The 23,757-nt window shown below is 71.0% G+C and carries 19 protein-coding genes; 12 read left to right on the forward strand and 7 right to left on the reverse strand.

Annotation, left to right across the window (positions count from 1 at the left end):
• The first annotated feature begins 17 nt into the window (after window positions 1-17).
• Window positions 18-2,273: an MMPL family transporter gene (locus AQJ54_RS07075; protein WP_062235107.1), complete on the forward strand. Its 2,256-nt coding sequence runs from the start codon at window positions 18-20 to the stop codon at window positions 2,271-2,273.
• Window positions 2,242-3,285, forward strand: a complete 1,044-nt coding sequence (locus AQJ54_RS07080; RefSeq protein WP_062235109.1) for a zinc-dependent alcohol dehydrogenase family protein — start codon at window positions 2,242-2,244, stop codon at window positions 3,283-3,285. The genes AQJ54_RS07075 and AQJ54_RS07080 overlap by 32 nt, the downstream gene beginning before the upstream one ends.
• Here AQJ54_RS07080 and AQJ54_RS07085 read toward each other — a convergent pair.
• The 3 genes from AQJ54_RS07085 to AQJ54_RS07095 all read right to left on the reverse strand — a co-directional run bounded on the left by AQJ54_RS07085 (window position 3,266) and on the right by AQJ54_RS07095 (window position 5,429).
• A complete protein-coding gene (locus tag AQJ54_RS07085) occupies window positions 3,266-3,832 on the reverse strand; it encodes a GNAT family N-acetyltransferase (RefSeq protein WP_062236979.1) in 567 nt (188 codons plus the stop codon). The genes AQJ54_RS07080 and AQJ54_RS07085 overlap by 20 nt on opposite strands.
• 177 nt (window positions 3,833-4,009) lie before the next feature.
• Window positions 4,010-4,210, reverse strand: a complete 201-nt coding sequence (locus AQJ54_RS07090) for a helix-turn-helix transcriptional regulator (RefSeq protein ID WP_030314320.1) — start codon at window positions 4,208-4,210, stop codon at window positions 4,010-4,012.
• A 301-nt stretch (window positions 4,211-4,511) separates the two neighbouring features.
• Window positions 4,512-5,429: a sugar phosphate isomerase/epimerase family protein gene (locus tag AQJ54_RS07095; protein ID WP_062236982.1), complete on the reverse strand. Its 918-nt coding sequence runs from the start codon at window positions 5,427-5,429 to the stop codon at window positions 4,512-4,514.
• 131 nt (window positions 5,430-5,560) lie between these two features.
• On the opposite strand from AQJ54_RS07095, the gene iolC reads away from it, so the two are divergent.
• Genes iolC through mmsA form a run of 5 tightly spaced genes read left to right on the forward strand, consistent with a single transcriptional unit; the run spans window position 5,561 to window position 11,702 of the window.
• Window positions 5,561-6,511 carry a 5-dehydro-2-deoxygluconokinase gene (gene iolC / locus AQJ54_RS07100; RefSeq protein WP_062235112.1) on the forward strand — a complete coding sequence of 317 codons (951 nt, stop codon included), beginning with the start codon at window positions 5,561-5,563 and terminating at the stop codon, window positions 6,509-6,511.
• A gap of 53 nt (window positions 6,512-6,564) precedes the next feature.
• A complete protein-coding gene (locus tag AQJ54_RS07105) occupies window positions 6,565-7,485 on the forward strand; it encodes a Cgl0159 family (beta/alpha)8-fold protein (protein ID WP_062236984.1) in 921 nt (306 codons plus the stop codon).
• A gap of 10 nt (window positions 7,486-7,495) precedes the next feature.
• The gene (gene iolB, locus AQJ54_RS07110) at window positions 7,496-8,311 is read left to right on the forward strand and encodes a 5-deoxy-glucuronate isomerase (RefSeq protein WP_062235116.1); all 816 of its coding nucleotides are present in this window, start codon (window positions 7,496-7,498) and stop codon (window positions 8,309-8,311) included.
• Window positions 8,308-10,185 (forward strand): 3D-(3,5/4)-trihydroxycyclohexane-1,2-dione acylhydrolase (decyclizing), encoded by a 1,878-nt coding sequence (iolD, locus tag AQJ54_RS07115; RefSeq protein WP_062235119.1) that lies wholly within the window; start codon window positions 8,308-8,310, stop codon window positions 10,183-10,185. The genes iolB and iolD overlap by 4 nt, the downstream gene beginning before the upstream one ends.
• Before the next feature lie 14 nt (window positions 10,186-10,199).
• The gene (gene mmsA, locus AQJ54_RS07120) at window positions 10,200-11,702 is read left to right on the forward strand and encodes a CoA-acylating methylmalonate-semialdehyde dehydrogenase (RefSeq protein ID WP_062236987.1); all 1,503 of its coding nucleotides are present in this window, start codon (window positions 10,200-10,202) and stop codon (window positions 11,700-11,702) included.
• 51 nt (window positions 11,703-11,753) lie between these two features.
• Here mmsA and AQJ54_RS07125 read toward each other — a convergent pair whose 3' ends face one another.
• Entirely contained in the window at window positions 11,754-12,590 is an 837-nt protein-coding gene (locus AQJ54_RS07125; protein ID WP_062235122.1) for an SCO4651 family lipoprotein, read from the reverse strand.
• A 202-nt stretch (window positions 12,591-12,792) separates the two neighbouring features.
• Between AQJ54_RS07125 and AQJ54_RS07130 the strand changes: the two genes are divergently transcribed.
• The 5 genes from AQJ54_RS07130 (at window position 12,793) to AQJ54_RS07150 (ending at window position 21,534) form a co-directional block, all read left to right on the forward strand.
• Window positions 12,793-14,184, forward strand: coding sequence for an APC family permease (locus tag AQJ54_RS07130; RefSeq protein ID WP_062235125.1), 1,392 nt, complete (start codon window positions 12,793-12,795; stop codon window positions 14,182-14,184).
• Between the two features lie 196 nt (window positions 14,185-14,380).
• Window positions 14,381-17,014 (forward strand): alpha/beta fold hydrolase, encoded by a 2,634-nt coding sequence (locus AQJ54_RS07135; RefSeq protein ID WP_062235128.1) that lies wholly within the window; start codon window positions 14,381-14,383, stop codon window positions 17,012-17,014.
• Window positions 17,011-17,874, forward strand: a complete 864-nt coding sequence (locus AQJ54_RS07140; protein ID WP_062235132.1) for an ABC transporter permease — start codon at window positions 17,011-17,013, stop codon at window positions 17,872-17,874. Before AQJ54_RS07135 ends, AQJ54_RS07140 begins: the two co-directional genes overlap by 4 nt.
• Before the next feature lie 147 nt (window positions 17,875-18,021).
• Complete coding sequence (locus tag AQJ54_RS07145) at window positions 18,022-19,551, forward strand: vWA domain-containing protein (protein WP_062235136.1); 1,530 nt, start codon at window positions 18,022-18,024, stop codon at window positions 19,549-19,551.
• Window positions 19,552-19,623: 72 nt separating this feature from the next.
• On the forward strand, window positions 19,624-21,534 hold the full coding sequence (locus AQJ54_RS07150) for an AMP-dependent synthetase/ligase (protein WP_062235139.1): 1,911 nt from the start codon (window positions 19,624-19,626) through the stop codon (window positions 21,532-21,534).
• A 137-nt stretch (window positions 21,535-21,671) separates the two neighbouring features.
• Here the strand turns inward: AQJ54_RS07150 and AQJ54_RS07155 are convergent, their stop codons facing one another.
• The 3 genes from AQJ54_RS07155 to AQJ54_RS07165 all read right to left on the reverse strand — a co-directional run bounded on the left by AQJ54_RS07155 (window position 21,672) and on the right by AQJ54_RS07165 (window position 23,742).
• A complete protein-coding gene (locus tag AQJ54_RS07155; protein WP_062027367.1) occupies window positions 21,672-22,082 on the reverse strand; it encodes a rodlin in 411 nt (136 codons plus the stop codon).
• Window positions 22,083-22,207: 125 nt separating this feature from the next.
• Window positions 22,208-23,233: an LCP family protein gene (locus tag AQJ54_RS07160; protein ID WP_062235143.1), complete on the reverse strand. Its 1,026-nt coding sequence runs from the start codon at window positions 23,231-23,233 to the stop codon at window positions 22,208-22,210.
• Window positions 23,234-23,340: 107 nt separating this feature from the next.
• Window positions 23,341-23,742 carry a rodlin gene (locus tag AQJ54_RS07165; protein WP_062027371.1) on the reverse strand — a complete coding sequence of 134 codons (402 nt, stop codon included), beginning with the start codon at window positions 23,740-23,742 and terminating at the stop codon, window positions 23,341-23,343.
• Window positions 23,743-23,757: the final 15 nt, after the last annotated feature.

The following is a 23,757-nucleotide window of genomic DNA, read 5'->3' on the forward strand; positions in this document are numbered from 1 at the left end:
GAAGGGGACACCGCACCATGACCGAAGTCAACAGCCCACCCCGGGTGGGCCGCTGGACCCGCCTCGTCACCGCCCGCCCCAGGTTGTCCCTGCTCGCGGCCCTGGTGCTCACCGTCCTCGCCGTGCTGGCCGGCAGCGGGGTCGCCGACCGGCTGGGCGCCGGCGGCTGGGAGGACCCGGCGGCGGAGTCCACGTACGCCACGAAGGCGCTGGAGCGCGAGTTCCCGGACTCCCAGCCCAACCTCCTGCTGCTCGTCGACGCGGGCAGCGCCTCGGTGGACGACCCGGCGGTGACCGCGGAGGCGAACCGCCTCACCGCCCGCCTGGCCGCCGAGCGGGGCGTCACCGGCGTCGGCTCCTACTGGTCCGCCAAGTCACCGGCGCTGCGTGCGGAGGACGGCCACGAGGCGCTGATCGCCGCCCGCATCACCGGCGACGAGAAGCAGATGGGCCGGACCCTCGACCGCATCGCCCCTTCCCTGCGCGGGACGCACGGGCCGGTGAAGGTCGAGATCGGCGGCATCGTCGCGGTGCGGCACGAAATGCAGACGATCATCCAGGAGGACCTCACCCGGGCCGAGATGATCGCCCTGCCGATCACGCTCCTGCTGCTCGTGATGGTCTTCGGCAGCGCGATCGCCGCCCTGCTGCCGCTCGGCATCGGCATCGTCGCGATCCTCGGGACCAACGCCGTGCTGCGCGGACTGACCGAGTTCACCGACGTCTCCGTCTTCGCGATGAACCTCACCACGGCCCTCGGACTCGGCCTGGCCATCGACTACGCGCTGTTCATCGTCCGCCGCTTCCGCGAGGAACTGACCGCGGGCGCCGACCCGTCGACGGCGGTCGCCACCACCCTGCGCACAGCGGGACGCACCGTCCTGTTCTCCGCCCTGACCGTCGCGGTCTCCCTGGCGGCGATGCTCCTCTTCCCGCAGTACTTCCTGCGCTCGTTCGCCTACGCCGGCATGGCCGTGGTCCTGCTCGCCGCGGCCGCCGCCCTGATCCTCCTCCCGGCCGCCCTGCTTCTGCTGGGCCCCCGGGTCAACTCCCTGGACCTGCGGCAGCTGTTCCGGCGCGGGCGGTCGTCCTCGAAGCCCCCGGGTACCGCCTGGGCCCGCGGGGCGGCCCTCGTGATGCGCCGCGCCCCGTTCTTCGCCCTCGCCACCACCGCCGTCCTGGTCCTGCTCGGGCTCCCCTTCCTGGGGGTGAAGTTCGGCACCGCCGACGACCGTCAGCTGCCCGCGTCCGCCGAGTCCCACGTCGTCCAGCAGCACCTGCGCGACGGCTTCCCCGGGAGCCCGGGCGGGGGCCTCGAAGTCCTCGCGGAAGGCAAGGCCGGCCCGGCGCAGTACACCGCCTACAAGCACCGCGTCGCAGCCCTCCCCGAAGTCCTCCGGGTCGACGGCCCGCTCGTCAAGGGCGACTCGGCCTACTTCACGGTCCAGCCCAGAGGCGAGGCCGTGGACGCCGGCGTACAGCACCTGGTCCGTGAGCTGCGCGCCACCAAGGCCCCGTTCGACACCAAGGTCACCGGAACCGCGGCCGTCCTGGTCGACTCCAAGCACGCGATAGGCGAGCGACTGCCCTGGGCGGCGGCCTTCATCGTGATCGTCACCCTGCTCCTGGTCTTCCTGCTGACCGGCAGCATCCTCATCCCGATCCAGGCGGTCCTCCTCAACGCCCTCAGTCTGACGGCGATGTTCGGCGCGGTGGTCTGGGTCTTCCAGGACGGCCACCTCTCCGGCCTCCTCGGCTTCACCAGCCCCGGCTCGATAGAGACGACCCTCCCCGTCCTGATGTTCTGCGTCGCCTTCGGCCTCTCCATGGACTACGGCGTCTTCCTCCTCTCCCGCATCAAGGAGGAGCACGACCGGACCGGCGACCACGAGGAGGCGATCCGCCACGGCCTCCAACGCACGGGAGGCCTGATCACAGCGGCAGCGGTCATCCTGGCCGTGGTCATGGTCGCCATAGGCACCTCCAGGGTCACCAACACCAAGATGCTGGGCCTGGGCATAGCCCTGGCGGTCCTGATGGACGCGATGATCGTCCGCAGCCTGCTGGTCCCGGCGGTGATGAAGCTGACCGGGAAGGCAACATGGTGGGCCCCAAAGGCTCTGCGCAGACTGCACGACCGGTTCGGTTTGAGCGAGGGGGAAGTAAAACTCCCCAGGGGCGCGGGGAACGGCGCGACCAGCCACGACGCACCCGCAGACGAAAACGGCGAGGGGATGGCAGATGCGAGCGGTGGTCTTCGATCAATACGGTGAACCCGCACAGGTACGTGAGGTCCCCGACCCCCACCCCCCGGAGCACGGAGTCGTCGTCCGCGTAGAAGCCACCGGCCTCTGCCGAAGCGACTGGCACGGCTGGCAGGGCCACGACCCCGACATCACCCTCCCGCACGTCCCGGGCCACGAACTCGCCGGCACGGTGGAGGCGGTCGGCACCCGCGTGAGCGCCTGGCACCCCGGCGACCGCGTCACCGTCCCCTTCGTCTGCGCCTGCGGCACCTGCCCGACCTGCAAGGCCGGCGACCACCAGATCTGCGAGCGTCAGACCCAGCCCGGCTTCACCCACTGGGGCTCGTTCGCCCAGTACGTGGCGCTGGACCACGCGGACGTGAACCTGGTGGCCGTGCCGCAGGACATGGCCTTCAGCACGGCCGCGTCCCTCGGCTGCCGTTTCGCCACGGCGTTCAGGGCGGTGGTGCAGCAGGGCAGGCTCGCCGCGGGGGAGTGGGTGGCGGTGCACGGCTGCGGCGGAGTGGGCCTGTCCGCGGTGATGATCGCGGCGGCGTCGGGAGCCCGGGTGGTGGCCGTGGACGTGTCTCCCGGGGCCCTCGCGCTGGCAAGGAAGTTCGGCGCGACGGAGTGCGTGGACGCGAGTGGCGCGAAGGACACCGCGGCGGTGGTCCGGGAGCTGACCGGCGGCGGCGCGCACCTGTCGCTGGACGCCCTCGGCTCCCCGGTCACCTGCGCCGCGTCCGTCAACTCCCTGCGCCGCCGCGGCCGGCACGTCCAGGTCGGACTGCTGCCCTCGCCGGACGGCACGACCCCGGTCCCCATGGCCCGCGCGATCGCCCTGGAGCTGGAACTCCTCGGCAGTCACGGCATGGCCGCCCACACCTACCCGGCGATGCTGGAACTGGTCCGGGCGGGCGTGCTGCGACCCGATCTGCTGGTCACCTCCACGATCACCCTGGACGCCACCCCGGAGGCCCTCGCGGCGATGGGCACGTCTCCGGGAGCGGGGGTGACGGTCATCGAGCCGTGGAGTTGAGGGCGGCCCAGTCGCGGTCGAGGAGGCCCATGACGACCCAGTCCACCCACTGGCCGTCCCGTAGATCGGCCTCCCGCCGCACCCCCTCGACCACGAACCCGACCTTCTCGTAGACCCGCAGGGCACGGGCGTTGTGGCCGTAGGCCTCCAACTCGATGCGGTGCAGGCCGAGATACCCGAAGCCGTGGCCGACGACGAGCCGGGTGGCCTCGGTGCCGAGGCCTCGGCCGCGTCCCCGGGGGCCGATGAGGGTGCGGAAGGTGCAGCTGCGGGCGTGGGCGTCCCACTCGTACAGGACGACCTCGCCGACGAGTTCGCCGGTCGCCCTGTCGGTGACGGCGAGGTCGAGGCGGTCGGTCTGCTCGGACCGGGAGCCGTACCAGGACCGGAGCCGTTCCAGGCTGAGGTCGCCGGAAGGGGTCCCGGTGAAGTGAAGGACCTCGGGGTCCTCGATGATCTCCGCCATGCCCTCGGCATCCGCCGCCGTGAACGGCCTCAGCACCGTCCGCTCGCCGGTCAGCAGGGGTTTGAGGGAGAAGTCGCTCATGGCCCGACTGTGCCAGACACCCAGCACCCCGAGCCCGGCATTTTCCGCCCCCGGGGCCCGACCGCCCGCCGACGCACGCACGTAGGCCGACCGGGTCGCGGGGGCCCACTCGAACTCCCGGGCCAGGTGCCCGCAGGGTCGCGGCAGGCACCCCGAGTCATCGGGCGGGCCCGGCCGTCAGTTCTCTCTGCGCCCCCGGTTGCCGGGCCTGGACGCGACCCACGCGCGCACGGTGTCCGCGTACCAGAAGGGCTTGCCGCCCTCGACGTGGTCGGGTGGCGGCAGCAGCCCGTGTTTGCGGTACGAGCGCACGGTGTCCGGCTGCACCCGGATGTGCGCCGCGATCTCCTTGTACGACCAGAGCCTTCGGTCGGTCATGTGGGGGCACCTCCTCGCGCGCACCGCGGCGGCGGCCGGGAACGGCCGTCGGGGGTACCGGGCGCTGCGCTGGCGATCACAGAAGCCTGTGCCCCGTGAACGACATGCGGTGACCCTGGGTCAGGGCCTGTGTGCCGGGTGTGACATGAAGCCCGCGTACACGCGACATGTGTGACACGGAAGGGGCGTTTGTGACAGAGGTGCCGCAAAGGCGTACGCGGGCGGGAGGGCGCGGCGCGTTGACTCGGGGGGCGATGTCTCCACGCCCCCCGTAGATGAACGACTCCGCCCCGCCGAACGACTACGCCCCGCAGGACCGCAGAAACGCCCGCGTCCGCTGAGCGATCGGCAGCGGCTTGTCCGGCTCGCACGGGTACATGTCCTGCTCGACGATCGCGAACAGATCCACGTCCAGCTTCTGCGCCGCCTCCAGGACGGGTCCGAGCGCCGGCACACCCGAGGGCGGCTCGCACATCACGCCCTGGGCCACGGCCGGCCCGAACGGCGTCCCCTTGGCCCGCACGTCCGCCAGGATCTCCGGGTCCACCTGCTTGAGGTGCAGGTACCCGATCCGCGACCCGTACGTCTCGATCAGCTTGACGCTGTCGCCGCCGCAGTACGCGTAGTGCCCGGTGTCCAGGCACAGCGACACCAGGTCGGAGTCCGTGGCGTCCAGGAACCGGACCACGTTCTCCTCGCTGTCGACGTGGGTGTCGGCGTGCGGATGGACGACGATCTGAAGGCCGTACTCCTCCTTCACTCGCTGCCCCAGCCGCTCGGTCAGCGAGCTGAGGTTCTTCCACTGCTCGGCCGTCAGCGACGAAGGCTCCAGCACCTCACCCGTCTTGTCGTCCCGCCAGAACGACGGGATCACGACGAGGTGGTTCGCGCCCATCGCCTGCGCCAGCACCGCGTTGTCCGCGACGTGGGCCCAGGTCTTCTCCCACACGGCCTCACCGTGGTGCAGGCCGGTGAAGACGGTGCCGGCGGACACTTTCAGGCCACGCCGGGAGACCTCCTCGGTGAGGACGGCGGGATCGGTCGGCAGGTACCCGTACGGCCCCAGCTCGATCCATTCGTAGCCGGAGTCGGCGACCTCGTCGAGGAAGCGCTGCCAGGGGACCTGCTGGGGGTCGTCGGGGAACCACACACCCCACGAGTCGGGAGCCGACCCGATCCGGATGCGGGACAGTGAGGGCTGCGGTGCGGGCGCTGTCATGCCGGTCAGCTTCGGTTCGCACAGCAAGCGCTGTCAAGGTCTCGTCCGAATGTCTGGACAAAACATTGACAGGGCTCGGCGTACGGGGCTACAAACGCCGGGAGAGCCGACGCAGGTACGAAGGGAAGCCGATGGGGTACGACCTGATCACCATGGGGCGGATCGGTGTGGACCTGTATCCACTCCAGACCGGTGTCCCGCTGCCGCAGGTGACGTCCTTCGGCAAGTTCCTGGGCGGCTCGGCGTCCAACGTCGCGGTCGCCGCCGCCCGCCTGGGCCGGCGCACCGCGGTGATCACCCGCACCGGCGACGACCCCTTCGGCACCTATCTGCACGAGGCCCTCCAGGGCTTCGGCGTGGACGACCGCTGGGTCACCCCGGTGTCCGGCCTGCCGACCCCGGTCACCTTCTGCGAGGTCTTCCCGCCGGACGACTTCCCGCTGTACTTCTACCGGCAGCCCAAGGCCCCGGACCTGGAGATCGACGCCCACGAGCTGGACCTCGACGCGATCCGCGAGGCCCGCGTCTTCTGGGTCACCGGCACCGGCCTGAGCGAGGAACCCAGCCGTACGGCGACCCTGGCCGCCCTCGCCCACCGGGCCAAGGCCGGCGTCACCGTCTTCGACCTCGACTGGCGTCCGATGTTCTGGACGCACCCGGACGAGGCCCGCCCCTTCTACGAAGAGGCCCTGCGCCACACCACCGTCGCCGTCGGCAACCTCGACGAGGTCGAGGTCGCCACCGGAGTGCGCAAGCCCCGAGAGGCGGCCCAGGCCCTCCTGGACGCCGGTGTCGAGCTCGCCGTCGTCAAGCAGGGTCCCAAGGGTGTCCTGGCCGTCGACAGCAAGGGCAACGAGGCCGAGGTCCCGCCCCTGCCCGTGAACGTCCTCAACGGTCTCGGCGCCGGTGACGCCTTCGGCGGCTCCCTCGTCCACGGCCTCCTCGAAGGCTGGGACCTGGAGAAGGTCATGCGGCACGCCAACGCGGCCGGCGCCATCGTCGCCTCCCGCCTCGAGTGCAGCTCGGCGATGCCGACCGTCACCGAGATCGAGGACGCGGTCGCGGCGGGAGCGGTCAAGTGAGCGGGCGCAAGCGCGGCCAGGCCGACGACACGTACGACACCGGCTGCCTCGGCATGACCGTCACCCCCGGCACCCCCGGCACCACCCCCGCCCCGCCCGTCGACATCAACGAACTCGTGCGCCTGCGTGCCGAACGTCCCGAGGCGATCGCCGAGGCGGCGGCCCGCCGTACCCGCAGGCCGTTGCTGAACGACAGCGGCCGCCTGATGATCGTCGCCGCCGACCACCCGGCCCGCGGCGCGCTCGGCGTCGGCGGCAACCGCATGGCCATGGCCAACCGCGCCGACCTGCTGGAGCGCCTGGTCCTGGCGCTCGGCCGCCCCGGCGTCGACGGGGTGCTCGCGACCGCCGACATACTCGACGACCTGCTCCTGCTCGGTGCCCTGGACGGCAAGGTCGTCATGGGCTCCATGAACCGCGGCGGCCTCCAGGGCGCCCGCTTCGAGCTCGACGACCGCTTCACCGGCCACCGCGCCGAGGACATCGAGCGGCTCGGCTTCGACGCGGGCAAGCTGCTCCTGCGGATCGACTACGACGACCCGGGCTCCCTCACCACGATGGAGTCCACCGCCCGCGCCATCGACGACATGGCCGCGCGCCGACTCCCGCTCTTCGTCGAGCCGTTCATCAGCTCCCGCACCACCGAGGGCAAGGTCAGGAACGACCTCTCCGCCGAGGCCGTCACCAAGTCGATCGCCATCGCCTCGGGCCTGGGCGGCAGTTCGGCCTACACCTGGCTCAAGGTCCCGGTCTGCGACAACCCCGACGACATGAGCGAGGTCATGGCCGCCTCCACGCTGCCCGCAGTGCTGCTGGGCGGCGAGGTCGGCGACGACCAGGACGGCGCGTACGAGAAGTGGCGCGGCGCCCTCCAACTGCCCACCGTGCGCGGCCTCGTGGTCGGCCGCTCCCTGCTGTACCCGGCGGACGGCGACGTGGCCGCCGCCGTGGACACCGCCGTAGGACTGCTGTGAGGGCCGCCGCATGACACACGCCGAGCTGTACGTCCCCAAGGGCGGCTCCACCAACGCCCAGTACGCGGTGGACATCGACCCCAAGCGGGCCGGCTGGACGCATTGCAGCCTGCGGATCGTCGAACTGGAGCCCGGGGGCACGCACACCTTCACCTCCGGTGACAGCGAGTGGATCGTCCTTCCGCTGGAAGGCGGCTGTACCGTCCACGTGGGTACCGAAGAGTTCCAACTCCTGGGCCGGGAGAGCGTGTTCGCCGGAGTCTCGGACTTCGCGTACGTGCCCCGGGACGCCCAGGCATCGATCGCCTCCGGCGCGGGAGGCCGCTTCGCCCTGGCAGGAGCGAAGTGCGAGCGACGACTCCCCGCCCGCTACGGCCCCGCGCCGGAGGTCCCCGTCGAAGAGCGCGGCAGCGGCACGCAGTTGCGGCACGTGCGCAACTTCGCCTCCGCCGACGCCTTCGACTGCGACAAGCTCATCGCCGTCGAGGTGGTCACCCCCGGCGGCAACTGGTCCTCGTACCCGCCGCACAAGCACGACGAGAACCGGCCCGGCGTGGAAGCCGAGCTGGAGGAGATCTACTACTTCGAGATCGACGGCCCGAACGGTTTCGGCTATCAGCGCGTATCCCCCTCCCGTGAGGGCGGTGCCGACGTCCTCGCAGAGGTCCGCTCCGGCGACGCCGTCCTCGTCCCCGACGGATGGCACGGCCCGTCCATCGCCCAGCCCGGCCACGACATGTACTACCTGAATGTCATGGCGGGCCCGGGTCAGACGCGGGAGTGGCGGATCTGCTTCCACCCGGACCACTCGGAGGGCTACCGATGACCACCCGTCTGACCGTCGCACAAGCGCTGGTCCGCTTCCTGGCCGCCCAGTACACCGAACGCGACGGCGTCCGGCAGCGGTTGATATCCGCCACCTGGGGCATCTTCGGCCACGGCAACGTGGCCGGGCTCGGCCAGGCGCTCGTCGAGTACGGCGCCGACATGCCCTTTCACCAGGGCCGCAACGAGCAGTCCATGGTCCACGCGGCCGTCGGCTACGCACGTCAGTCCAACCGCCTGTCCACCCACGCGGTGACGACGTCCATCGGCCCGGGCGCGACCAACCTGGTGACGGGCGCGGCCCTCGCGACCATCAACCACCTCCCGGTCCTGCTGCTGCCCGGCGACATCTTCGCCACCCGGGTCGCCGACCCGGTCCTCCAGCAGCTCGAAGTGCCGTACGCGGGCGACATCAGCGTCAACGACAGCCTGCGCCCGGTCTCGAAGTACTTCGACCGCGTCACCCGCCCCGAAGCCCTGATCCCGGCCGCCCTCCAGGCGATGCGGGTCCTCACCGACCCCGTCGAGACCGGCGCGGTCACCCTCGCCCTCCCGCAGGACGTCCAGGCCGAGGCGTACGACTGGCCGGACGAGTTCTTCGCCGAGCGCACCTGGACCGTACGGCGCCCGGGTGCCGACCCGGCCGAACTCGCCGAGGCCGTCAGCGCGATCAGGGCGGCCCAGCGCCCCCTGGTCATCGCCGGCGGCGGAGTCCACCACAGCCGCGCCGAGGAGGCCCTGGCCGAGTTCGCGGCCGCCACCGGCATCCCGGTCGCCTCCACCCAGGCCGGCAAGGGCTCGCTGCGCCACGACCACCCCCAGGACGTCGGCGCCGTCGGCCACACCGGCACCGCCACCGCCAACGAACTGGCCCGCCAGGCCGACCTGGTGATCGGCGTCGGCACCCGGTACACCGACTTCACCACGGCCTCCGGCACCCTCTTCGAACAGCAGGGCGTCCGCTTCCTCAACCTCAACATCGCGCCCTACGACGGCCACAAGCTCGCAGGCCGGCCCCTGGTCGCCGACGCCCGCAGCGGTCTGACGGAGCTCACCGAGGCCCTCCAGCTGCACACCCACCGCGTCAGCGGCACGTACATCGACGAGTACAGCCTCGACAAGGAGCGCTGGGAGCAGCGCGTCGACGCCTGCTTCGAGGCCGACGAGCCCGACATCCGGCCGACCCAGGCGCAGGTCCTCGGCGCCCTGGACGCCCTCGCCGACGAGTCCGACGTGCTCGTCAACGCGGCCGGCTCCCTCCCCGGCGACCTGCACAAGCTGTGGCGCGCCCGGTCGAGGGACCAGTACCACCTGGAGTACGGCTACTCCTGCATGGGCTACGAGATCCCGGCCGCGATCGGTGTGAAGATGGCCGCTCCCGAGCGGAACGTCTGGGCGCTGGTCGGCGACGGGACGTACCTGATGATGCCGACGGAGATCGTCACGGCCGTACAGGAGGGCATCGCGATCAAGCTGCTCCTGATCCAGAACCACGGCTACGCCTCCATCGGCGGTCTGTCCGAGACGGTCGGCGGCGAGCGCTTCGGCACGGCCTACCGCTACCAGTCGGACGACGGCACCTACACGGGCGCCCCGCTGCCCGTGGACCTGGCCGCCAACGCGGCCAGCCTCGGTATGCGCGTGCTGCGTGCGAAGACCGTACGAGACCTCCGCGCAGCCCTCGCCGAGGCGCGGGCCGCGGACACTCCCACATGTGTCTACGTCGAGACGGAAACGGCAGACACAGTGTCGGGCCCGCCACCGGCGCAGGCCTGGTGGGATGTACCTGTGGCCGAGACCGCGACGCGACCGTCCGCGGTGAAGGCCCGTGAGCTGTACGAACGGCACGTCTCTACCCGACGCCGCCATCTGTGAAGGAGTACTCGGTCATGACGAAGATCGTCAACCACTGGATCGGCGGCAAGACCGTCGAGGGCGCGTCGGGCACCTACGGGCCGGTCACCGACCCGGCGACCGGCGCGGTCACCACCAAGGTCGCGTTCGCCACCGTCGACGAGGTCGACGCCGCCGTAGCGGCCGCGAAGGACGCGTTCCAGACCTGGGGCACCTCGTCCCTCGCCAAGCGCACCTCCATCCTGTTCAAGTTCCGGGCGCTGCTTGAGGAGAACCGGGACGCGATCGCCGAGCTGATCACCGCCGAGCACGGCAAGGTGCACTCCGACGCGCTCGGCGAGGTCGCGCGCGGCCTGGAGATCGTGGACCTGGCCTGCGGGATCACCGTGCAGCTGAAGGGCGAGCTGTCCACCGAGGTCGCCAGCCGCGTGGACGTGGCGTCCATCCGCCAGCCGCTCGGTGTCGTCGCCGGCATCACGCCGTTCAACTTCCCGGCGATGGTCCCGATGTGGATGTTCCCGATCGCCATCGCGACCGGCAACACCTTCGTGCTGAAGCCGTCCGAGAAGGACCCGTCGGCCTCCGTCAAGATCGCCGAGCTGCTCGCCGAGGCCGGTCTGCCCGACGGCGTCTTCAACGTCGTGCACGGCGACAAGGTGGCCGTCGACCGCCTCCTGGAGCACCCGGACGTCAAGGCCGTCTCCTTCGTCGGCTCGACCCCGATCGCCCGCTACATTCACACCACCGCCTCCGCCAACGGCAAGCGGGTGCAGGCCCTGGGCGGCGCCAAGAACCACATGCTGGTCCTCCCGGACGCCGACCTGGACGCGGCGGCCGACGCAGCCGTCTCCGCGGCCTACGGCTCGGCGGGCGAGCGCTGCATGGCGATCTCCGCGGTCGTGGCCGTCGGCTCCATCGGCGACACGCTGGTCGAGAAGATCCGCGAGCGCGCCGAGAAGATCAAGATCGGCCCCGGCAACGACCCGACCTCCGAGATGGGCCCGCTCATCACGAAGGTGCACCGCGACAAGGTGGCGTCCTACGTCACCGGCGCCGCGGCCGAGGGCGCCGAGGTCGTCCTGGACGGCACCGGCTTCACGGTCGACGGCTTCGAGGACGGCCACTGGATCGGCATCTCGCTGCTCGACAAGGTCCCGACCACCGCCAAGGCCTACCAGGACGAGATCTTCGGCCCGGTCCTGACCGTGCTGCGCGTCGACAGCTACGACGACGGCATCGCGCTCATCAACGCCTCGCCGTTCGGCAACGGCACCGCGATCTTCACCCGGGACGGCGGCGCCGCCCGCCGCTTCCAGCTGGAGGTCGAGGCCGGCATGGTCGGCGTCAACGTCCCGATCCCGGTCCCCGTCGGCTACCACTCCTTCGGCGGCTGGAAGGACAGCCTCTTCGGCGACCACCACATCTACGGCAACGACGGCACGCACTTCTACACCCGCGGCAAGGTCGTCACCACCCGCTGGCCCGACCCGGCCGACGCCCCCACGGGCGTGGACCTGGGCTTCCCGCGCAACCACTGAGGCACGTCCGGGCGCCGGGCACGCACGCGCGTGCCCGGCGCCGGGCCCTGCTCACTGCTTGCCGGTGGCGTCCTTGACGACCTCGGTCAGGTCACCGGTCTCGGCGGCCGGCGGGGCCTTCACGACGGCCGTCCTCCCGAACTTCTCGAAGTCCATGGTCACGGTCATCGCGCCGATCTCCTGCTTCAGCCGCACCGGCAGGTTGTCGCCCCCGACCCAGACGTCCATGGTCATCGAGGAGGCTCCCCCGGTGATCGCGCCGGAGAGGGTGTCCTTCTCGCCGTAGGCGTCCTTGAACTTGCCCAGCTGGGCCTGGTCGAGCCGCGCCCGGTAGTGCGTCGTGCTCCGCCCGTCGACGGTCTCCTTGCCGAGGTCCTCGACGTTCTTCGCGTACTTGAGGCCCTTCATGGAGGCCGCCGGGCTGCCGCCGCCGGCCCCGTTGAACGCCTTTGCGCCCTTCTCGCCGAAGACGGCCGACGCGTCGATCCTCATCCACTCCTTGCCCTTGAGCGGGCCGGAGGGCTGCGGGTCGACGTCGTAGTAGTAGGCGCCGTCCACGAACAGCATGCGCGTGGTCGGGGCGTGCTGGAGCTGCTGCATCTGGGCGGCCTTCGTGTCCATCTCGACGTCGAAGGCGTAGCCGCCGCCCCAGGAGTAGGTGCCCTCCATGCTGATCGGAGCGGCACCCGTGGTCGCGGTGGACACCTTCACCTCGGCGGAGCCCAGGTCCTCCGTCCGGTCCGTGGCCCGCGCGAGCGCCGCCATGATCGCGTCCGTCCTGTCGGCGACGTCGACCGCCTTCTTCACGCCCTCCGAGCCGCAGGCCGAGACCGCGACCATTGCCGCCGCCGTGAACCCCACCCAGGCAGCGGTGTACTTGAGCTTCATGTGCCCCCCTGTGAACGATCAGTGAGCTGCGACTTTAGCGGTACGTTTTTTCACCCTGCCACTGCGATTCCCGCACCCCGGAAAACGCGGAATCCGTACCGCGAAACTGTCATATTCGCCAATCGAGAAGCTCTCGATCTACGGATTTCGCAGCAAGTCACCTATTGACGTGCTGGTTTTCGTCGGGGTTCCATGCAGCACCATGACCGACACCCTCCGCCCCGCCGACACCGTCGGCGCCCAGGCGCCGGAGCACGGCCACGCCACGCTCAACCGCTCCATCGGCGTGGTCGGCGGCACCCTCCTCACCCTGTCGTGCGTCACCCCGGCGTCCACCCTCTTCGTGGTCGTCCCCGACCTCTTCGGCACGCTCGGCACCGCCACCGCCCTGACGATCGCCATCGGCTCCCTCCTCTGCATCGCCGTGGCGTTCTGCTACTCGGAGCTCGGCACCCTCATCCCGAGCGCCGGCGGCGAGTACGCCATGGTCTCCACGCTGGCCGGACGCCTCGCGGGCTGGCTCGTCTTCGTGCTGTCCCTCCTGGTCGTGATGATCGTCCCGCCGGTGATCGCGATGGGCACGGCCGACTACCTGGCCCCGGTGATCCACCTGGACCCGTCCGTCGCGGGCGCCGGAGTCATGCTCCTGGCCACCCTCGCGGGCCTGCTCGACCTGCGCGCCAACGCGTGGATCACGGGCGTCTTCCTGGTCCTGGAAGTGATCGCGGCGGCCGTGGTGGCCCTCCTGGGCTTCACCCACGCGGAGCGCGGCCCGAGCAGCCTGCTGTCCATGCAGGTGGCGGGCGCGCACGGCCACGCGGACACGGTGACGGCCATGCTGGTGGTCTCCGGCCTGGCCATCGCCCTCTTCGTCACCCAGGGCTTCTCGACGGCCGTCTACCTCTCCGAGGAACTGGAGAACCCCCGCCGCAACGTGGCCCGCACGGTCCTGGCCACCCTCGCCATCTCCACCGTGATCATCCTGGTCCCGGTGGTCGCGATCACCCTGGGCGCCTCCGACCTGACGGAACTGACCGGCGGCGACATCGGCACCATGGTCACGGCCTGGTCCAACTCCGCGGTCGGCACCTTCGTCAGCCTGTGCGTCGCCCTGGCGATCATCAACGCGGGCATCGTCATGGTCATCCAGAACTCCCGCGTCCTCTTCGCCTCGGCGAGGGACAAGGCCTGGCCCTCCCCGGTCAACACGGTCTTCTCCAAGCTCGGCCGCTTCGGCTCCCCCTGGGTCGCCACCCTCGCGGTGGGCATCCCGGGAGCGGCCCTGTGCTTCGTGAACCTGGACACGCTGTACGGCGTCACGGGCGTCTCGGTGACGGGCATGTACCTCCTGGTCGCGGTGGCGGCCCTCCTCTCCCGCCGCAACCACCACCGCCACACCCCGGCCTGGCGCATGCCCCTCTGGCCGGCCATGCCGATCCTCCTGATAGCGGTCCTGACGTACATCCTCACCCAGCAGGAGACGGAGTACCTGCTGTGGACGGGCGGAATCACAGCAGCGGCGACCCTGTACTGGGCCCTGTATCTCCGCCCGAGAAGGGAAACAAGGTGGCTGGTCTCAATTCCGAGTGAGTAGACCTACTCAGGGGCGCGGGGAACTGCGCGACCAGCCACAACGCGCCGGCAGACGGCACACCACAGAACCCCCCGAGCTCATGGCCGCCCGTACCGCACCTGCTGTACAGGACGACACCCCCTCCACCCCCAGGATGGCCCGGAGTTCAGCCCCCAGTAGACACGTCCCCGCCCGCTTCACCCCGTACCGTTGAATCATGGATCTTCGACGCCTCCGGAGGCCACGGTGGATCGCCGCCGCGGCCTCCGTCGTCGTCCTCGCCGCAGCCGGGACATGGACGGCCGCCGCTTCCGACGACCCACCCCCGGTGCACCGCGCGGACCAGATCATGTCGATCGACGGCGTCCGCATAGACACCTCGTACTTCACGACGAACGGCACCGAGAGGCGCCCCGCGGTCCTCATAGGCCACGGCTTCGGCGGCAGCAAGAACGACGTACGCCAGCAGGCACAAGCCCTCGCCAGAGACGGCTACGCGGTCCTCACCTGGTCCGCGAGAGGCTTCGGCAGGTCCACCGGCAAGGTCGGCCTCAACGACCCGGGCGCCGAGGTCAAGGACGTCAGCAAGCTGATCGACTGGCTGGCGAGGCAACCGCAGGTCCAGCTCGACAAGCCCGGCGACCCCCGGGTCGGCGTGACCGGCGCGAGCTACGGCGGCGCGATCTCCCTGCTGGCCGCCGGCCACGACGCCCGCGTGGACGCCATCGTCCCCGAGATCACGTACTGGAACCTCTCGGACGCCCTCTTCCCGAACGGCGTCTTCAAGAAGCTCTGGGCCGGCATCTTCGTCAACTCCGCGGGCGGCTGCGACAGGTTCGAGCCGCAGATCTGCGCGATGTACCAGCGCGTCGCCCAGTCCGGCACCCCGGACGCGAGCGCCGAGAAGATGCTGGAGGAGCGCTCCCCGTCGGCCGTGGCCAAGGACATCAAGGTCCCCACCCTGCTGATCCAGGGCCAGACGGACTCCCTGTTCCCGCTGGACCAGTCCGACGCCGCCGCGAAGGCGATCCGCGCCAACGGCGCCCCCGTCGACGTCGACTGGATCGCGGGCGGCCATGACGGCGGCGACCTGGAGACGAGCCGCGTCCAGTCGCGGACCGCGTCCTGGTTCGACCGCTACCTCAAGGGCGACAAGGGCGCCGACACCGGCCCCGCCTTCCGCGTCACCCGCACCCTCGGCACCGGCACCGGCGACGGCGAACCCCGCCTGACCGGAGTCACCGCCGGAACCTACCCCGGTCTGGAGGGCGACGAGCGCAGGATCGCCCTGACCGGACGCGAGCAGGACTTCGTCAACCCGGCCGGCGCCAGCCCGCCCGCCGTCTCGGCCCTCCCCGGCCTCGGCAGCGCCGGCGGCCTCGCCCAGCTCTCCTCCCTCGGCGTCGGCGTCTCCCTCGACTTCCCGGGCCAGTTCGCCGCGTTCGAGTCGGCCCCTGTCAAGGACGACCTCCAGATCACCGGTTCGCCCACCGTCACCGTCCATGTGAAGTCGACCAGCGACGACGCGGTCCTCTTCGCCAAGGTGTACGACGTCTCCCCGGGCCGAGGCGGACGGCAGACCCTGCCCTCCCAACTCGTCGAGCCCATCAGGGTCGAGGGCGCGAAGGCCGGCAAGGACGTCACGATCACCCTCCCGGCGATCGACCACGAGATCGACGACGGCCACCGCCTCAAGTTGGTCCTCGCCTCCACGGACCTCGGCTACGCCTCCCCGGTGACCCCGGCGACGTACACCGTCTCCCTGAAGAGCGACCTCCACGTCCCCACCGCCCTCAGCGAGAAGAACACCCAGGCCCCGCTGCCCGCCTGGGTGTGGTGGCTGCCCCTCGCGGGTGCCGTGCTCGCGCTGGTCCTCGTGGCGACGGGCCGCCGCCGTACCGCGGCCCCCGCCGCCCCCGAGCCGGAACTCACCGAAGTCCCGCTCCAGATCAGCGACTTGAGCAAGCGGTACGCCAAGTCCGCCGACCGGTACGCGGTCCGCGATCTCTCCTTCCGGGTCGAGAAGGGCCAGGTCCTCGGCCTCCTCGGCCCCAACGGCGCGGGCAAGACCACCACCCTGCGCATGCTGATGGGCCTGATCAAGCCGGACGGCGGCGAGATCCGCGTCTTCGGTCACGCCATCGCCCCCGGTGCCCCCGTCCTCTCCCGCGTCGGCGCCTTCGTCGAGGGCGCCGGCTTCCTCCCGCACCTGTCGGGCCGGGAGAACCTGGAGCTGTACTGGCGGGCCACCGGCCGCCCACCCGAGGACGCCCACATGGACGAGGCCCTGGAGATCGCCGGCCTCGGCGACGCCCTGGCCCGCGCGGTGCGCACCTACTCCCAGGGCATGCGCCAGCGCCTGGCCATCGCCCAGGCAATGCTGGGCCTGCCGGACCTGCTCATCCTCGACGAACCCACCAACGGTCTCGACCCGCCGCAGATCCGCGAGATGCGCGAGGTGATGATCCGCTACGCGGCGGCCGGCCGCACGGTCATCGTCTCCAGCCACCTCCTCTCGGAGGTCGAGCAGTCCTGCACCCACCTGGTCGTCATGGACCACGGCCGGCTGGTCCAGGCGGGCCCGGTCGGCGAGATCGTCGGCTCCGGCGACACCCTCCTGGTCGGCACCGCCGTACCCGTGGAGGAGCCGGTCGCGGAGAAGGTCGGGGCCCTGCCCGGCGTGGCCTCCGCCGTCACCACCGACGACGGCCTGCTCGTACGGCTCGACGCGGACGGCACCGCCCAGCGCCTCGTCACCGAACTCGTCCGGCTGGAGGTCCCCGTGACCTCGGTGGGTCCCCACCGCCGCCTCGAAGACGCCTTCCTCACCCTGATCGGAGACTCCGCATGAGCACGGTCACCGACCGCGCCGAGGTGGCCGACGGCTACCGCGCGGGCCGCACCCTGCCGGTCCGGGTGGAGCTGGTACGGCAGTTGAAGCGCCGCCGCACCCTCATCATGTTCGGCATCCTGGTCGCGCTGCCTTTCGTCCTGCTGATCGCTTTCCAACTGGGCGGCGGACCGGACGGCGGCAACAACCAGGTCAGCCTGATGGACACCGCGACCGTGTCCGGGGCGAACTTCGCCGCGGTCAACCTCTTCGCCTCCGCGGGCTTCCTGCTGGTCATCCCGGTGGCACTGTTCTGCGGGGACACCGTCGCCTCGGAGGCCAACTGGTCCTCGCTGCGCTATCTGCTCGCGGCTCCGGTGCCCCGGGCCCGGCTGCTGTGGTCGAAGCTCGCCGTCGGCCTCACCCTGAGCCTCGCCGCGATGCTGCTGCTCCCGCTGACCGCCCTCGCGGTCGGCACGATCGCCTACGGCTGGGGCCCGCTCCAACTTCCCACCGGCGGCGCGATGCCCGCGGGCACCGCGACCCAACGCCTGCTGATCACGGTGGCGTACATCTTCGTCTCCCAACTCGTCACCGCGGCCCTCGCGTTCTGGCTCTCCACCCGCACCGACGCCCCCCTCGGCGCGGTCGGCGGCGCGGTCGGCCTCACCATCGTCGGCAATGTGCTGGACCAGGTGACCGCCCTCGGCGACTGGCGCGACTTCCTGCCCGCGCACTGGCAGTACGCCTGGCTGGACGCCGTACAGCCGAAGCTGGAGTGGTCCGACATGATCCAGGGCACCTCCCTGTCGATAACACTGGCCCTGGTGCTGTTCGCCCTGGCCTTCCGGGGTTTCGCCCGCAAGGACGTGGTCTCCTAGGTCAACGGAGGGTCACCCACCGGTCTCGACGGGCCGTCTTCGTGCCCCCTTCGATATCCATCCGCAACGCTCCGTAGCGCACGTTCCGGCCCCCCGGCCCGTCACAGTCGCAGAAGCCGACGTCAACAGGCCCAGGGGGTACGGACGATGGAGCGACAGCGGACACGACAGGTGATGCTCGCCCTCGCGGTGGCGGGCGGCCTGCTGCTCACCGGCTGCGCCGGGGGAGAGGACGGGAGCAACAGCAGCACGGACGGGGCGAAGGGCGGCTCCTACGGCTCGGCCTTCCCGGCCCCGAACCAGCCCCAGGGCGAACAGGACCAGGACGAGTCCCGTGACTTCGACTCCCCGGAACGCAAGGCACCCGACTACCTCTCCACCTTCGCCCTCGACGTCGACACCGCCTCCTACGGCTACGCCCGCCGCACCCTCGCCGAGGGCCGCCGCCCCGACCCCGCGACGATCCGCCCCGAGGAGTTCGTCAACAGCTTCCGCCAGGACTACGACCGTCCCGACGGCAACGGCTTCACGGTCACCGTCGACGGCGCCCGCACCGACCAGGACGACTGGTCCCTCATCCGGGTGGGCCTGGCCACCAGGAACGCCGAGGACGACGCGGACGAACGCCCGCCGGCCGCCCTGACCTTCGTCATCGACATCTCCGGCTCCATGGCCGAACCCGGCCGCCTCGACCTCGCCCAGCGCTCCCTCGACACCATGACGGAACGCCTCCACGACGACGACTCGGTCGCGATCGTCACCTTCAGCGACCAGGCCGAGACGGTCCTGCCGATGACCCGCCTCGGCGGCCACCGCGACCGCGTCCACCGGGCGATCGACGGCCTGGAGCCGACGTACTCCACCAACCTCGGCGCGGGCGTCGAGACCGGCTACCGCACGGCGGTCAAGGGTCTGCGCGAGGGCGCCACCAACCGGGTCGTCCTCATCTCCGACGCCCTCGCCAACGACGGCGACACCGACCCCGACTCCATCCTCGACCGCATCGACACCGCCCGCCGCGAACACGGCATCACCCTCTTCGGCGTGGGCGTCGGCAGCGACTACGGCGACGCCCTCATGGAACGCCTCGCCGACAAGGGCGACGGCCACACCGTCTACGTCTCCGGCGCCGACGACGCCGAGAAGGTCTTCTGCGAACAGCTCCCGCAGAACATCGACCTCACCGCCCGCGACGCCAAGGCCCAGGTCGCCTTCGACCCCGAGACCGTCAGGCAGTTCCGCCTGATCGGCTACGACGACCGCCGCGTCGCCGACGACGACTTCCGCGACGACCGCGTGGACGGCGGCGAGGTCGGCCCCGGCCACACCGTCACCGCCCTCTACGCGGTCCGCACCAGGCCCGGCGCCGAGGGCCACCTGGCGACCGCGACCGTCCGCTGGCAGGACCCGGAGACCAGGGCCCCGCACGAGCGGTCCGCCGAGCTGGAGACCTTCCACGACTCCCTGCGCGAGGCGAACCCCCGCTTCCAGGTCGACGCGGTCGCCGCCTACTTCGCCGACGCCCTGCGCGACCCGTACACCGACCAGCGGCTGCCGGGCCGGCCGTCCATGAGGGAACTCGCTCACTGGGCGGACGAGTTGGGCGGCCGCACCGACGACAGCGCGGTCCGCGAACTCGCCGCCACCATCGGCCGGGCCCGGCACCTCACGGACTGACGCCGGACCCATTGACCTTTTCTTACTTGAGGGTAAGTTAGCGGCCCAGTCGGAGCCGACCGGGGAGCCAGCATGGGCGTACGCAAGGACCTGAAGAGGGCGAGACACCTGGCCGGCCGGAGTGCGGTCGAGGTCGTCAAGGACGAGAACGGTGTCGTACGGGAGGCCCGCACACCGCCCCTCGCCCCGCCCCCGACCACCGGCAGCATCGCCGACCTCCCCTTCACCAACGCGGCCGAGACCCCCGACACGGTGGTGCTCCACCGCCGTGCGGAAACCGGCTGGCGTCCGGTCACCGCCCGGGAGTTCGCCGACGAAGTCACCGCCGTGGCCAAGGGATTGATCGCGGCGGGGCTCGAACCCGGCGGCCGGGTCGCGGTGATGTCCCGCACCCGCTACGAGTGGACGGTCCTCGACTTCGCGATCTGGGCGGCGGGCGGTCAGACGGTCCCCGTCTACGCCACCTCCTCCGCCGAGCAGGTGGAGTGGATCGTCCGGGACTCCGGCGCCCGCCATGTCGTCACCGAGAACGCCGAGAACGCGGCGACCGTCACCACCGGCACCGCCGACCACCAGGTCAAGCCCCGGATCTGGCAGGTGGATTCGGCGGTCCTCGACGAACTCACCGCCCTCGGGCACGACATCCCCGACGACGAGGTCGCCAAGCGCCGCGCCGACCTCACCCCCGACACCGTCGCCACGATCTGCTACACCTCCGGCACCACCGGCCGCCCCAAGGGCTGCGTCCTCACCCACGCCAACCTGCACGCCGAGGCCGCCAACACCGTCGAACTGCTGCACCCCATCTTCAAGGAGGTCACCGACCAGACCGCCTCCACCCTGCTCTTCCTCCCGCTCGCCCACATCATGGGCCGCACCCTCCAGATCGCCTGTCTGATGGCCCGCATCGAGATCGGGCACTGCCCGAGCATCAAGCCCGACGAACTGCGGCCCGCGCTCAAGGAGTTCCGCCCGACCTTCCTCGTCGGCGTCCCGTACCTCTTCGAGAAGATCCACGCCACCGGCCGCGCCACCGCCGAGAGGATGGGCCGCGCCGCCTCCTTCGACCGCGCCCACCGCATCGCCGTCCGCTTCGGCCAGGCGTACCTGAACAAGTTCCTCGGCCGCGGCAGGGGACCGGGACCCGGCCTCTACGCCGCCTGGGGCCTGTACGACCTGCTGGTGTACCGCCGTATCCGCAAGGAACTCGGCGGCCGCATGAGCTACGCCATCAGCGGCGGCTCGCCCCTCGACCGCGACCTCAACCTGTTCTTCGCCGCGGCCGGCATCATCATCTACGAGGGCTACGGCCTCACCGAGACCAGCGCCGCCGCCACCATCGTCCCGCCGCTCAGCCCCCGCCCCGGCACGGTCGGCCAGCCGGTCCCCGGTACCGCGATCCGCATCGCCGAGGACGGCGAGGTCCTGATCAAGGGCGGGGTCGTCTTCGGCGCCTACTGGAACAACCCCGAGGCCACCGACGCCGTCCTCAGGGACGACTGGTTCGCCACCGGCGACCTCGGCGCCCTCGACGAGGACGGCTACCTCACCATCACCGGCCGCAAGAAGGACCTCCTCGTCACCTCCGGCGGCAAGAACGTCTCCCCGGCGGTCCTGGAGGACCGGCTGCGCAGCCAGGCCCCGGTCGGCCAGTGCCTCGTCGTGGGCGACAACCGCCCCTTCGTCGCCGCCCTGATCACCCTGGACCCCGAGGCGATGACCCACTGGCTCTCCGTCCGGGGCCTGCCCGCCGACACCCCGCACGCCGAACTCGCCAAGGACGAACGGCTGCACGCCGACCTCCAGAAAGCCGTCGACCACGCCAACGCGGCCGTCTCCCGCGCCGAGTCGATCCGCGCCTTCCGGCTGGTCGAGGGGGAGTTCACCGAGGACAACGGCATGCTCACCCCGTCCCTGAAGGTCAAACGGCACGCGGTGACCGCGGCGTACACGGAGGACATCGAGGCCATCTACCGCAAGTGAGGCACCCTCGCGGCGCCCGGACACACGAAGGCGCCCGGACACACGAAGGCGCCCGGACACACGAAGGCGCCCGGACACACGAGAACGGCGGGTCACCGGAGAACCGGTGACCCGCCGTTCCGGCGGAGCGGGGAGCCTCAGCTGTGCGCGGCGCCGTTGCCGGACAGGGCCGAGATGTCGTCCAGGATGTGCGACAGCGGCTCGTCACCCTTGGCCTGGGTGCTGTTCTCGACGCACTGCTGGTTCTGCGGGGCAGACAGGATCGGCACGTCCTGGAGGACGCCGACGGCGACGAGGCCGACGAGACCCTGGGCGTTCAGCTTGGCCGGCAGGCCGACACAGGGCTTGTTCAGCGAACCCTGGACCAGCGAGAGCTGCGGGCTCATGTCGCCGAACGTGGCCGAGTTGCCGAACTCCTGCGAGGCGCCGTTGCCACTGGCGGACGTGGTGCCGCTGTCGTTGCCGATGGCGAGCGCCTGGGGGGCGGCCGCGGCCGCGACACCGGCGACGGACGCGGCAACAGCCGCGGTTGCCCACAGCTTCTTCATGTTCATTCCCTTCGAAAAGCGGACTCCGGGGAGGAGCTGCATGATCGTCAACGCCCGACCCCCGGCCAGGGTTGCGCTCTTTGCCCCGATTGGCCCAGCGCGCGCCCGGAACTCGCGGGCGCCCCTCAAGCGCAGGCGTAAGCACTCCCGCGCACGGTGACGGCATGCATCAGACGGGGCGGGTCGTACGGCTTCGGATTCGTGCCCGCCTTGAGCAGCGGCCGGTCCTCGCGCAGCGTCTTGAACATCGCGCCCGCCTTCGCCTTGTCCCAGGCCAGCGTGGAACCGATGTCCGGCCGGGTCGGGTTGAACCCGGCGACCGGCACCGTGGCGAACTCCGTATTCTTCGCCTGCACCTTGTGCAGCGCGGCCGCCAGCTCCACCAGGTCCCCGGCCGTGAAGCCCTGCTCGTCGCGCCCGGACCCGAGCAGGGTGCGCACGAGGGCGGCCGTCTTCACCGGGTCGGTCAGCAGCCGCTTCGCCTGGAGCCCGCGCAGCGCCTGCACCAGGAAGCGCTGCTGCCGCTGGATCCGCCCGAGGTCCGCCGCCTGGTCCACCTTCCGCGACCGGACGTACTGAAGCGCCGGGCCGCCCTTCAGACGGTGCTTGCCCGGCTTCAGGTCGAGCTTGGTGGCCTTGTCCTGAAGGCGCCGGGCGGTGCACACCTCGACTCCGCCGACCTTGTCGACGCCGTCGATGAACCGCCGGAAGTCCAGCTGGAGGTAGTGGTCGATGTTCAGTCCGGTCATCGACTCGACGGTGGCGACGGTGAGCCGGGGGCCGCCCTCGGCGTACGCGCCGTTGATCTTCGAGGGACGCGCCGGCAGCTGCTTGCCGGTGCCCTCGTCGCGGTGGGGCGGGATGTCGGCGTAGGAGTCGCGCGGCAGGGCCACCACGCTGACACGGTCCTGGCGGGCCGAGACATGGACCACCATCAGGACGTCCGTGCAGTCGCAGGCGAAGCCGCCCGCGTGGAACTTGCGCTTCTCGGCGGCGGAGATGGTGTCCCGGCCGTCCGTTCCCATCACCAGGATGTTCGTGCCGTGCCCGGCGTGGGCGGCCCTGCCGGGGGCGGTCCGGCCAGGGAGGACGGCGCCCGCGAGCAGCAGGGCGGAGGTCGCCAGGACGACCGAGGAAAGGGTTCTCTTCATCGTCACGCGACGCAAAATAAGTCAGCGGACCGCCGGTGGTACGGCGGCCCGCTGACGGGGGCTCAGAATCCAGCCCGAGGGCTCATCGGCCCATGGTGCGCGACAGCTCAGCTGTGCGAGGCACCGTTGCCGGACAGGGCCGAGATGTCGTCCAGGATGTGCGACAGCGGCTCGTCGCCCTTGGCCTGGGTGCTGTTCTCGACACACTGCTGGTTCTGCGGGGCCGACAGGATCGGCACGTCCTGGAGGACACCGACGGCGGCGAGGCCGAGGATCCCCTGGAGGTTCGCCTTCGCGGGCAGGCCGATGCAGGGCTTGTTCAGCGAACCCTGGATGAGCGCCATCTGCGGGCTCATGTTGCCGTAGGTGGCGGAGTTGCCGAACGACTGCGAGGCACCGTTGCCGCTGGCGGACGTGGTGCCGTGGTCGTTGCCGATGGCCATGGCGGGGGAGGCGGCACCCACGATGGAAGCGGCGACCGCGGCGGAAGCCAGAACCTTCTTGATCACTTGCTGATTCCCTTC

It is taken from the genome of Streptomyces griseorubiginosus (assembly GCF_001514195.1).
In the GTDB taxonomy this organism is placed as follows: Bacteria; Actinomycetota; Actinomycetes; order Streptomycetales; family Streptomycetaceae; genus Streptomyces; species Streptomyces griseorubiginosus.